This is a genomic window from Trichocoleus desertorum ATA4-8-CV12 (genome assembly GCA_019358975.1).
GTDB lineage: Bacteria > Cyanobacteriota > Cyanobacteriia > FACHB-46 > FACHB-46 > Trichocoleus > Trichocoleus desertorum_A.
Map to the genome: position 1 here is coordinate 192,715 of JAHHIL010000003.1, position 12,040 is coordinate 204,754.

Annotated in this window: 10 protein-coding genes and 1 tRNA gene; 6 read left to right on the plus strand and 5 right to left on the minus strand. The window is 50.5% G+C overall.

Features of this window, described 5'->3' with window-relative positions; genetic code table 11:
• The first annotated feature begins 132 nt into the window (after nt 1-132).
• The gene (locus tag KME12_05120) at nt 133-960 is read left to right on the plus strand and encodes an acyl-CoA desaturase (protein ID MBW4487153.1); all 828 of its coding nucleotides are present in this window, start codon (nt 133-135) and stop codon (nt 958-960) included.
• Nucleotides 961-1,056: 96 nt separating this feature from the next.
• On the opposite strand, the gene KME12_05125 is transcribed toward KME12_05120, so the two are convergent.
• The 5 genes from KME12_05125 to psbZ form a co-directional block, all read right to left on the minus strand.
• On the minus strand, nt 1,057-2,322 hold the full coding sequence (locus KME12_05125) for a glutamate-5-semialdehyde dehydrogenase (protein ID MBW4487154.1): 1,266 nt from the start codon (nt 2,320-2,322) through the stop codon (nt 1,057-1,059).
• A 4-nt stretch (nt 2,323-2,326) separates the two neighbouring features.
• Nucleotides 2,327-2,737 carry a hypothetical protein gene (locus KME12_05130; GenBank protein ID MBW4487155.1) on the minus strand — a complete coding sequence of 137 codons (411 nt, stop codon included), beginning with the start codon at nt 2,735-2,737 and terminating at the stop codon, nt 2,327-2,329.
• 415 nt (nt 2,738-3,152) lie between these two features.
• A tRNA-Gly gene (locus KME12_05135) sits at nt 3,153-3,224 on the minus strand.
• 149 nt (nt 3,225-3,373) lie between these two features.
• On the minus strand, nt 3,374-3,973 hold the full coding sequence (gene ribH, locus KME12_05140) for a 6,7-dimethyl-8-ribityllumazine synthase (GenBank protein ID MBW4487156.1): 600 nt from the start codon (nt 3,971-3,973) through the stop codon (nt 3,374-3,376).
• A gap of 68 nt (nt 3,974-4,041) precedes the next feature.
• Complete coding sequence (gene psbZ / locus KME12_05145) at nt 4,042-4,233, minus strand: photosystem II reaction center protein PsbZ (protein MBW4487157.1); 192 nt, start codon at nt 4,231-4,233, stop codon at nt 4,042-4,044.
• 184 nt (nt 4,234-4,417) lie between these two features.
• Between psbZ and KME12_05150 the strand changes: the two genes are divergently transcribed.
• The 5 genes from KME12_05150 to KME12_05170 all read left to right on the plus strand — a co-directional run bounded on the left by KME12_05150 (nt 4,418) and on the right by KME12_05170 (nt 11,996).
• On the plus strand, nt 4,418-7,159 hold the full coding sequence (locus KME12_05150; GenBank protein MBW4487158.1) for a CBS domain-containing protein: 2,742 nt from the start codon (nt 4,418-4,420) through the stop codon (nt 7,157-7,159).
• A gap of 167 nt (nt 7,160-7,326) precedes the next feature.
• Nucleotides 7,327-8,976 carry a protein kinase gene (locus tag KME12_05155; protein ID MBW4487159.1) on the plus strand — a complete coding sequence of 550 codons (1,650 nt, stop codon included), beginning with the start codon at nt 7,327-7,329 and terminating at the stop codon, nt 8,974-8,976.
• Nucleotides 8,977-9,049: 73 nt separating this feature from the next.
• On the plus strand, nt 9,050-9,376 hold the full coding sequence (locus KME12_05160; GenBank protein MBW4487160.1) for a hypothetical protein: 327 nt from the start codon (nt 9,050-9,052) through the stop codon (nt 9,374-9,376).
• Between the two features lie 120 nt (nt 9,377-9,496).
• On the plus strand, nt 9,497-11,203 hold the full coding sequence (locus KME12_05165) for an AarF/ABC1/UbiB kinase family protein (protein MBW4487161.1): 1,707 nt from the start codon (nt 9,497-9,499) through the stop codon (nt 11,201-11,203).
• A 34-nt stretch (nt 11,204-11,237) separates the two neighbouring features.
• A complete protein-coding gene (locus tag KME12_05170; protein ID MBW4487162.1) occupies nt 11,238-11,996 on the plus strand; it encodes a Stp1/IreP family PP2C-type Ser/Thr phosphatase in 759 nt (252 codons plus the stop codon).
• The last annotated feature ends 44 nt before the right edge of the window (nt 11,997-12,040 follow it).

Here is a 12,040-nt window from a genome sequence, read left to right on the forward strand (position 1 = left end):
CCGGAGACGCACATTTAGGATCTGGTAGCCCTCCAGGCTGATGATTTTTCGCTGTCAGCTGGTTAACATTTATCAGATGTAAAGTTTATTGTCGCGCAGATTGGGCATCAAAGTTCGTTTTGAGATTACCGCATGACTATTGCACAAGCAACCAAACCTCCTTTAGCCTGGCCGATTATTCTGTTCATGGGAGCAATTCACATTGGCGCACTCTTTGCCTTTGTACCTGGCACCTTTAGCTGGGGTGCCGTGGGTGTTGCTCTGTTTCTCCACTGGGTGACTGGTGGGTTGGGAATTACTTTAGGATGGCATCGTTTAGTCACGCACCGGAGCTTCCAAACTCCTAAATGGTTGGAATACTTCTTCGTATTTTGTGGCAGCTTAGCCTGTGAAGGCGGTGTAATTGAGTGGGTTGGCCTGCACCGTCATCACCATGCACACTCAGACGAAGCGGTGGATCACCACAACTCAAATGAGGGGTTTTGGTGGAGCCACATGGGTTGGATGCTGCATAAAGTTCCTGCCAAGAGTGAAGTGGAGCGTTTCACCAAAGATATTTCTAGCGATCCAGTTTATAAGTTTTTAGACGACTACTTTCTGCTGGTGCAGTTTGCCTTGGGAGTTGTACTTTATCTCCTCGGTGGCTGGCCTTTTGTTGTCTGGGGTATTTTTGTTCGCTTGGTGTTGGTTTACCACTGTACTTGGTTTGTGAACAGTGCCACGCACAAATTTGGCTATCGGAGTCATGAATCTGGCGATCGCTCTACCAACTGCTGGTGGGTAGCTCTCCTAACTTATGGCGAAGGCTGGCACAACAATCACCACGCTTACCAGTACTCCGCTCGTCACGGTTTACAGTGGTGGGAAATTGACATGACTTGGATGACCATTCGGCTTCTACAATTACTAGGGCTGGCTTCTAAGGTGAAGTTACCTCCCAAAGAGGCTCAAGCCGCTTAGGCTTAACGCCGGCGGGCAAAATTGCTACCGTTAAAACTGCGAATTGAATGGGGTGGCTCTAAAGGGCGGCCCCATTTTAGTTTTAAATTCGTGACGCTAAAGCTGCCCATTGCCTTGGACGATGTGCTTGACTGTCGTCAGCGTATCTAGGCCAATTAAGCCACGACGGTGGCCTTTTTGGTTAGACATGCCTAAGAAAACAGCGTCTCCTTGCTTGGGATTCCGCGAGAAGCGAGGGGAAGCATTGATGTAGGTTGAGGCGCTATTCACACCTAAAGCAAACTGTCGGCTCTCCTGGTAAGACTCAGTAACCAAACAATCTGCATGGCCACTACTGTATTGGTTAATCCAGGCGATCGCTGCATCAATGCTACTAACTGGCTTAAACGCCACTACTTTGTCCAGATAAGCCTGACCCCACTCCCGATCCTCTGCCAGCAGTAAGTCTGGATATTCTGCCACTAGCTCGGCACTACCTCTCAAAGTAAAGCCTTTTTCTCGCAGACTATTCCACAGCATGATTAAAGACGAACGATTTTGGTCCTGATGAATCAATACCTTCTCGATCGCATTGACTGCATCTGGCTCACTCTGATGGCTGTCTAAAATCATCCAGCGAGCGGCCTCTAGGCTACCAGAGGGCGACCAGTAAAGATAACAATTACCCATTGCAGAGCGCAACACGGGGGCTGTGGCTTGTCTGACCACCTGTTGCACCAAACTAGGGCGACCATAGGGAATGATTAAGTTGAGATATTGATCTTGAGTGATTAGATCTCGCACCGATGCCCCTTGGTCAGCAGGCAATAGCTCTAAGCACCCTTCCGGTAAGCCAGCATCATAGATGGCTGATTGTAAAGCTTGGGCAATCACAATATTGGTGTGGCTAGCTTCACTGCCCCCCTTCAGGACTAAGCAGTTCCCAGTTTTAATACAAAGCCCAGCGGCGATCGCAGCTAAATCTGGAAAGGCTTCATACACCAGCGCAATCACGCCTAGAGGCACCAACTGGCTATAAGTCTGGCAATGAGGAATTTGGTAAGCCGCACTCATGACTCGCCGGATCGGATCCGAAAGTTCTGCCAGCTTTTGCAAGGTTTGAATCGTCGCTTGCAAGCGCTCTGGCGTCAGTTTGAGCCATTCCAAAATCAACTCTGGGACTGCCATTTCGCGGCTGGCTTCTAGATCCAGAGTGTTGGCCTCTAGAATGTCGTCCTGATAACGCTTCAAGGCTTGAACCATTGCCTGCACCGCTCGGCTGCGATCGGCTCCTTGAGTCGTAGTTAAGTCGAGAGAGGCTTGGTAAGCCCGATGAACTCCGACTAATGGGTCAACGAGGGAACTAGGAGAATCAAGTGACATTGAGCTAACGTCTATAAGCTAGCCATAGAATAAATGCTGGCAACATTGCGGCTAACACCATTACTACTGCCCAGAGAACAATATTACTGGGGTTTGAGGGAGAATGGAGTGCCATCGGTAGGCAAAGCACCAGCAAAACAACCACAATGCCTAGCGCTAGTGGTAAATAGCTTTCGCGTAAGCCAGAGTGGGCAGTATTCCACTGGTGACCACTCCAACGCCAAGCTCGCTTGTAGGGATAGGTGGTTGAAAGTTGCTCAATCACGTACCCGCTTTCCTCAACCACAAAGATCTGCTGGCAGCGGTCACAGCCAAAGGCTTCTGTCAACGTAATGGGTAAGAGACGACCCCGGCGGCGGCAAGGGCAAGGGTAATCAGTATTTAACTCAATTTTTTGGGCTTTTTGGGATTGCACAAGCAGCTATAGAGTTAAAGATAGTTAAGACAAAAGTTACTTAAAGTTTCAAACTACTTAGCCATTACTCAGCAGTTCTAGTTGCGTAATGGTAATAAGAGGTACCTGTGCTAGTCTGAAAGCGACCGAACTGGGCAGTTTATGCCAAGGCCACCTCTTGACTAGGCGACTAAACAAATCCTACCACCCTAATATTCAACGCAAATCTTACTAGAGTTATACCTAGCGGGGTAACTCATTCGATGTATCTACGAGTACAAGTTCTAGAGAAGCAAACCAAGAAGATCTCTTGAAGCAAACCAAGAAGATCTCTTGAGAACCTAAACACCATAATCATAGATCCAGATAGATCTAGTAAGTTTAGAATCTAAGGCTTCTCTTGCTTATATTTTTTGTTTACATTTTTTGTTTTCAAAGCGGGCAACGCGATTCGAACGCGCGACATTCACCTTGGCAAGGTGACGCTCTACCACTGAGCTATGCCCGCAAGCCGCACTGATAATAATATGTCAGACTTGAATGTGTTTGTCAACACCTTTTTGAAAGAAATGTTGAGAAAGTTAGCGGCTGTTGTCACAATCCAATGCGATCGGATGGGATTGGATGCGATCGCATTCCTCCTAGCCTCACCCCTAATTAACCCAAACGCTCTTGGTCTTTAGACCAACTGGGAGTGAGGGTATTGCTTGGAGCCGCAGGTAATGCCTGAGTCGAAGTGGGACTAGAAACCTGGGAATTCTGGGGATCGATTCCGCCTCCAGAGCGAAGTTGGCGCATTAAGCTAGCCATCTCCAGCGCATTCATAGCGTAATCCCAACCCTTATTACTCTTAATTCCTGCCCGCTCCAAGGCTTGCTGCATGGTATCTGTGGTGACGATGCCAAAAATGATTGGAACCCCTGTCTGCAACCCAACGGTAGCGATGCCCTTAGAAACCTCAGCAGCCACGTAGTCAAAATGAGGGGTTTGGCCCCGAATGACTGCTCCTAGACAGATAATTGCATCGTAGCGATTAGCCAGCGCTAACTGCCGAGCAACCAAAGGAACCTCAAAGCTACCTGGTACCCAAACATGGTCCACTTGAGTGCCGTGGGGGTTTGGGTCAACCCCGTGACGCTTCAAGCAATCTTGACAGCCCTCTAGCAACTTGGTTGTGATCATGTCATTAAACCGACCGATCACAATTGCGAAACGTAGGGGTTCTGTCTGAGTAAAGGTTCCCTCAAAAACTGCCATGGCTGCCTGTAGATATCTGTTGAGTTGAGTAAGTTGGGTTTTGTGGCTAGATTGAATTTGCTGATCGCCTAAACCACGAAATAGTTTAGTAGTCCAACAAGCAGCACGAGAGCAAACCAAATTCCAGAACCTAATAGGATCAATCGCTTAGATTGTCCCCAATTTTGTGGAGAAGCATAGGCTACTGGAACGCCCACAACCATCACAAAAGACAACCCAACCAAGGCAACTAAGGCGAACTGGAACAGAATTGAAAACATTTTTTTCTCCCAATACAGCAGTGGACTGGTTTACACCTGTCGCTGAATTTAGACAATTTTTTGATCAGTCCTGAGTAGTACGCTACCAGAAATTCATCCCCTCTCGGCACTTTCTCTGCCAGGATTGAGGAAACATTCTAGCGAATACTGGCCTTGGCCTAAGCTGGTTTGGAGAAAAGGGGAAATGGATTTAGTTCTGTGTCATACAACCGCCGATTTTGATACGCTGGGCGCGGCAGTGGGGTTGACCCGATTGCAACCAGGGACGAGGATTGTGCTGAGTGGCGGTTCGCATCCCGCAGTACATGATTTTCTGGCTTTGCACCGGGACGAATATCCTTTGATCGAGCGGCGATCGGTCAGCCCGGAGCAAATTCGCTCTTTGGCAGTGGTAGATGCCCAACGTCGCGATCGCATTGGCAAAACTGCTGAGTGGCTAGACCTGCCGGGTATAGAGATTACGGTCTATGACCATCACCTGAATACAGAGAGCGACATTCCTGCGACTTCTTTCCAAATTGAGCCAGTGGGTGCCACTTCGACCTTGATCGCCGAACAACTGCAAGCCCAAGAAGTAAAGCTCACGCCTGCCGAGGCAACCGTAATGGCTTTGGGAGTGCATGTGGATACAGGTTCGTTAACCTATGACCATGCTACGGCTAGGGATGCGATGGCTTTGGCGTGGTTGATGGCGCAAGGAGCGAGCCTGAAAGTGATTGCCGAATATATTGATCCTGGTTTGTCACCGCAGTTGCAGGCGTTGTTTGCGATCGCGTTGGATGAGCTGCAAACCGAAAATATTCAAGGGTATCAAGTCGCCTGGGTACTATTGCAGCCCGGAGCCTATATCCCAGGTTTATCTAGTTTGGCAGCCCGGATCGCAGAATTAACTGAGAGCGATGCCTTGTTGCTAGCCGCTCATTATCCCGTTCGAGCTGGAGATGGAGAAGACGCTGACCTAGACGACACGCGCCTGAGCGTGATCGGGCGATCGCAGATTGAAGGCACTGACCTAAATGAGCTATTCAAGCCATTAGGAGGGGGTGGCCATCCGAAGGCCGCAGCACTGACACTACGAGGGGTAGACCCGGAGTCAGTGTTGCAGCAGATTCGGCTAGGGTTGCAACAGCAGATTCCTCAGCCACCAACGGCTCGCGAACTCATGTCTTCGCCAGTGCGGACGATTCGGCCTGAAACCACCATTAATGAAGCGCAGAGAATTTTGTTGCGCTATGGTCATTCTGGTTTGTCGGTGGTCGATGTCGAAGGCCAACTCGTCGGTATTATTTCTCGGCGGGATCTAGATATTGCGCTGCATCACGGCTTTGGTCATGCTCCAGTCAAAGGTTACATGACCACCAACCTAAAAATGATTACGCCAGAGACGCTGCTACCAGATATTGAGTCGCTGATGGTGACTTATGACATTGGCCGTCTGCCCGTGCTAGAAAATCAACAATTAGTGGGTATTGTCACTCGCACAGATGTGTTGCGCCAACTCCACCAAATGCAGCGGCCTGCTAGCACTGGTGTTCCTAGCACTGGTGTTCATGGAGGGCAAATATCTCCCACGCGAGCCCCATTGCAAGAACAGCTCAAAGCTCGTTTGGTGCCGCAGTTGTGGTCCGTTTTGGCTGCGGCAGCTCAGCAGGCTGAAGCGAGAGGTTGGCATCTTTATCTGGTAGGGGGGGCAGTCAGGGATCTATTGTTGGCCGACCCAGAAAACGCTTTATTGCTCAATGATATTGATCTGGTGGTGGATGGCTACCACCAAGCACTGCAAGAAGGGGCTGGAGTAGAACTGGCCCGGGCTCTGCAACAGCAATATCCGCAGTCTCGCCTCGACATTCATGGGCAATTCCAAACTGCGGCTTTGTTGTGGCACAAAGACCCAGAATTGGATTCTCTGTGGGTAGACATTGCTACTGCCCGCACTGAGTTTTATCCCTACCCAGCAGCCAACCCGGAGGTAGAAGCTAGCTCGATTCGGCAAGATCTCTATCGACGCGATTTCACGATTAATGCTCTCGCGATTCGGCTTACGACTCCCCGGTCGGGTGAATTGCTAGATTTCTTCGGAGGTTTGCTGGATTTGCGATCGCGCCAGATTCGGGTCTTGCACGCTAACAGCTTTATCGAAGATCCCACCCGAATTTATCGAGCGGTGCGCTTTGCAGTGCGTTTAGGGTTCGAGATTGATCCTCAAACCGAGGGTTACATTCGCCATGCGATCGACAGTGGCGTTTACGATCGCGTCCAAGATGAAAACAACCGCGCCCCAGCCCTCCAAACCCGATTAAAAAGCGAACTCAAATACATCCTGGCGGCTCCCTATTGGCAATCAGCTCTACAGCTCCTCGCGGATTTAGAAGCCTTACGCTGTATTCACCCTACGCTGACCTTGACTCCAAAGCTTTGGCGGCAGATGCGATTGATGAGTCGATGGTTACGGCGCTTCGATCCCCAAAATACGTTGGTTCACTGGCAAACGCTGCTAGAAGTGTTAATTGCTGATCTCGCACCAGAGTACCGAGGTAAAATTGCCACCAACTTGCAACTGCCCATCAATAGCATTGAGTGTTTACAACAGCTCGCTGCCGCTCAAGCCGACCTATTGAGTCATTTACCCAACTCCCAAAAGCCAAGCCAAATTGTGCAGTTACTCAGCCAATATGATCGGCCCACTCTCATCTTGATGGCAGTCCAAGCTCCTCGCTCAGTTCGGCGGCTGATTTGGCGCTACTTAGTTTGCTGGGCTCAGGTCAAACCGCTGCTCGACGGCAACGACCTCAAAGCCTTGGGCTACAAGCCAAGCCGCCAATTCAAGCAGATTTTGGCTGATTTAACGGCTGCTACCTTGGATGGTGTCATTAGCGATCGCGCCGCAGCCACCGCATTTTTGGCTCAGCATTATCCTCTGAATTAAAATTTTTTTGAGTACGCTAAGCTAACTGAATTCAGTTAACAGTTAAGTCCAAAAAATTAGCCTTTGTGTCTAGAAATCTAACTGGAGTGAGATGCGATCGCACCACTCCGCTCTACAGATTTCTCACAAGGCGCTAGCATAAGTGGAAAAATCGGTAGCACATACCTATGAACTTGGCGGCTGGAACAGTTCTGCAAAACGGCAAATACGTCGTTGAGGCCATCCTAGGTCAAGGTGGCTTTGGCATCACCTATCGGGCACACCATTCCTACTTTGATCAACCTGTCGTCATCAAAGTTCTGCACGAAAATTTGCGGCGGCACGCAGACTTCGCCCAGTTTCAGCAGCAGTTCATCGCTGAGGCCCGCCGTGTAGCCCGCTGCCAACACCCAAACATTGTGCGCGTGTTCGACTTTTTTGAGGAAGGGGGTCTGTCCTTCATTGTGATGGACTATATTCCCGGCGATACCCTAGCGGATATTGTGCAGTCCGAAGGTGCCCTACCCGAAGCCAAAGCGATTCACTACATTCGCCAAATCGGAGCAGCCCTGAATGTGGTGCATCAAGCAGGCTTACTGCATCGGGATGTAAAACCTCACAATATTATTCGTCGCGAGCATACAGACTTTGTCATTCTGATTGACTTTGGCATTGCCCGTGAATTTACCCCTGGGGTGACCCAAACTCATACAGGGATGCTGTCCGCAGGCTATGCTCCAATTGAGCAATATCTCCCCCAAGGCAAACGTACGCCAGCGATCGATATTTATGCCTTAGCCGCCACACTCTACAGCTTAGTCACAGGGCAAGCGCCGATCGCGGCTCCTTTACGCGATCGCATTCCTCTAATCGACATGCGGCAATTCCAGCCCCAAATGAGTGCGACTGTAGAGCAAGCCATTCTGCGCGGTATGGAGATGGAAGCCGAGGCGCGGCCTCAAACCGTAGCCGAGTGGCTCGCCCTCTTACCCAACAGCAATTTTGTCAGTGCCACCCAAGCGGTTAACGGCAGTAGGCTTCCCCTCGCCCCCTCACCCAGTGCCAACCTTGCCTCTCAACCCCAAGTTCCCTCTACGGTGACCAGTGCAACTCTGCCCGTGGTGCCTCGGCATGCCCCCCCGCCTGTTGCTGTTGCGTCCGCAGAAGCTGCTCCCACCTCGGCCACGGTTGCAGCAAGTGGAGCGGTGGCAACTCCAGTGGCTCCTAGAAAAGCCCCACCCCCAAAACCAGCTCCTGCCAGCTCGCCTTTTCCCAAGACATTGCTAGGAGCAGCAGCGATCGCCACCTGTATTGGTGCAGCCTTTGGTCTAGCTTTACGGATGAGTGGAGGGAAAGCAGGCCCAACCTTCTTGCACAATGATCAATCCTTTCCTGAAAAATCTTGGCCTGGGTCAGAGGTTCCCACTTCGATACCGCCCGATGTCCCAGTAGAACGGGCTGCACCTCAGGAAAGAGCTGAGCCAGAATCATCGGAATCAACCACCGATTTGGCACCCCTTGAACCAGTGGCACCTCCCATTGAGCTGAATCCTAGCCCAGACCCCAACACCGAAGATGCTCTCAGTCCTCTAGAACCTGTGGTTCCGCCTAACTCAGTCCCAGATCCCGCTCCCACTCCCGTAGAAGCAAGCCCGATCCCTACACCTGAGCCAGTCGTAGAGCCTGTAGAGCCTGTAGAGCCTGAACCCCAGCCTCAGGCACCCATTAGTAATACAGAGCCCGCACCTGAGCCTGAGCCCCCCAGCGATAACTCCACAGTCCCTTCATCCTCGTTTGCTCCTCCCGCTCCACCCGAGCCCTCAGCTCCATCCCTATAGCTACACCTGAGGTTGAGGCAGGATAGCGAGCAAGCAAGTTATAATCTTGGCGGACACCCGCAGAGATTTTCCCATGAGTAATCCGCTAGTTCACGCCTTTTTTGTTGGCAGAGCCCTGGCTGAAACCTTGGGCGAGCAGCTAGAGCATTCACTCACAAATGCTTTGAGTGAGCTAGGCAAGTTTGATGCTGAGCAGCGAGAACACCTGCGCCAGTTTACAGAACAAGTCCTAGAACGGGCTCAACGCGAAGAAGAAGTGGTGATGCGAGCCCGGACAACCACCGCGATCGTGCCTCAAGGCTCTCAACCGACCGATCTGCAAGCTACCATTGACGAGCTACGGGCTGAAATTGCTCAGCTGCGCTCTGAGTTAAAAACATACCGGAGTAGTTCGGTTTAAGGTTGAAGCATTGCGCTTCCCCTCTCTTTGCTTAGGCTGCCAAATTTAAAAGCTGATTTAGGAATCCAAGTGTCTGCCCTTTTTGATGACCCTGTTACTCTTCCGGAATCTAAGGAGCACATGACGATTACAGGGTGGCTCCGCCGAGGCACCCGTAAGGAAAAAGTCTACCGCTGGAGTCGTGACAAGTACTCCCATCGTCGTCGCTTTGTAGACATTTGGTCTTTTGTTCTCACCCTATTGACCTCGCTCTGGCTCAATGACAAAGCCTGGAGCTATCGGGGAGGCATAACCGAAGCTAAAAAAGTTGCCAGACGGCGAAATCAAGCAATATGGATTCGAGAAACCCTGCTGGATTTAGGGCCAACCTTTATTAAAGTCGGACAGTTGTTCTCAACGCGAGCGGATTTGTTTCCCTCTGAATACGTTGAGGAGTTGTCTAAGCTCCAAGACCGAGTACCTGCCTTCAGCTACGAGCAAGTTGAAGCAATCATTGAGCAGGACTTGGGGAAACAGGTGCATGAGCTTTACCGCAGTTTTGACCCTATTCCCCTTGCAGCGGCTAGCTTGGGCCAAGTGCATAAAGCCCAGTTACACTCTGGCGAAGAAGTCGTCGCTAAAGTGCAACGTCCAGCTTTGCGACAGTTATTTGAAATCGATTTACGAATTCTCAAAGGAATCACCCGTTACTTCCAAAACCATCCAGAGTGGGGCCGAGGCCGAGATTGGCTAGGTATCTACGAAGAGTGTTGTCGGATTCTTTGGGAGGAAATCGATTACCTCAACGAAGGACGTAACGCGGATACGTTTCGGCGTAACTTCCGCAACGAGGATTGGGTGTGTGTGCCTCGGGTTTATTGGCGTTACACTTCTCCCCGTGTCCTGACTTTAGAATATGCTCCTGGCATCAAAATCAGCCATTACGAAGCGATAGAAGCGGCAGGGCTCGATCGCCGGAATCTAGCGCAGTTGGGAGCAAGAGCTTATTTGCAACAACTGCTGAATGATGGCTTTTTCCATGCCGATCCTCATCCAGGTAATATTGCCGTTAGCCCCGATGGCTCGTTAATCTTTTACGACTTCGGCATGATGGGCCGCATTCAACCGATTACTCGCGAGAAGCTACTCGATACATTTTTTGGCATTGCGCAAAAAGATGCCGATCGCGTGGTTACTTCGTTGGTAGCCCTGGGTGCTTTATCTCCGGTGGAGGACATGGGGCCTGTGCGCCGCTCCGTCCAGTACATGCTGGATCACTTCATGGATCAACCGTTTGAGAATCAATCGGTGAGCGAAATTAGTGATGATCTTTACGAGATCGCGTATGACCAACCCTTTCGCTTTCCAGCCACTTTTACCTTTGTGATGCGAGCTTTTTCTACCTTGGAAGGAGTAGGCAAAGGGTTAGATCCAGACTTTAACTTCATGGAGGTCGCAAGACCTTTTGCGATGCAGATTATGTCTAATGGCAACAGTTCTCCAGAAAACAGCATCCTGAGTGAATTAGGTCGTCAAGCAGCTCAAGTAAGTAGTACGGCTTTTGGATTGCCAAGGCGGCTTGAAGATACGCTAGAAAAAATAGAGCGGGGCGATTTACGAGTTAGAGTTCGTTCTACTGAGACCGACCGAGTCATTCGTCGTCTCAGCAGCGTTAATATAGGAACTAACTACACGTTACTGGTCAGTGCCTTTACACTTTCAGCCACTATCTTGTATGTTAGCGGTCATGTTTGGCTGGCGTTGCTAGTTGCCCTTGGTGCTGCTGCGATCGCCTTTGCCCTGATTCGCCTGTTAATGCGCCTCGATCGCTTTGATCGCATGTTGTAATGTTTTTTGAGTTTCGGGTAAAAGCAGCCAATTTATGAAACGCCTCTTCACGGGTCTCACCGATGTGGGACTCCTTCGTTCCGTAAATCAGGATGCTTATTATATCGACCCTGAAGGGCGGTTTTTTATTGTGGCGGATGGCATGGGGGGACATGCTGGCGGTCAGGAAGCTAGCCGCATTGCCACCCAAGTCATTCAAGACTATTTAGAGCAACACTGGCTATCGTCAGACCCCTCATCTGCTCTATTAGAGGCGGCGCTAGTACAAGCCAATCAAGCGATTCTACAAGACCAGCAGAGCCACCCAGAACGCTCAGATATGGGAACAACGGTGGTGGTGGTCATCTTTCGCAATGAGCAGGCTTGGTGTGCCCACATTGGCGACTCCCGTCTCTATCGGCTCAGAGGTCCCAAAATAGAACAAATTACGGAAGACCACACTTGGGTTGCCAAAGCCCTGCGCGGTGGGGATTTGACACCGGAACAAGCTCGAAATCATCCGTGGCGGCATGTGTTATCGCAGTGCTTAGGACGCGAAGATCTGCGCCAAATGGATATTCAAGCTTTGGAAGTACAAGCAGGCGATCGCTTGTTGTTGTGCAGTGATGGCCTCACCGAAGAACTCTCCGACCACTCGATTGCCGCACACCTTAAAGGTATTCGAGCTTCAGAAAAGGCTGCTGCCGCTTTAGTAAATGCCGCGAAAGATAAAGGTGGGCGAGATAACATTACCGTCGTGCTAGTGACTCTCGATGGCTTCAATCACCCCGATCCCCCAACTCAGGGTGCTTAGCCTTTTAGGATTAGTGAGATTTAAAGGAAATTTCTAGTAGGGCA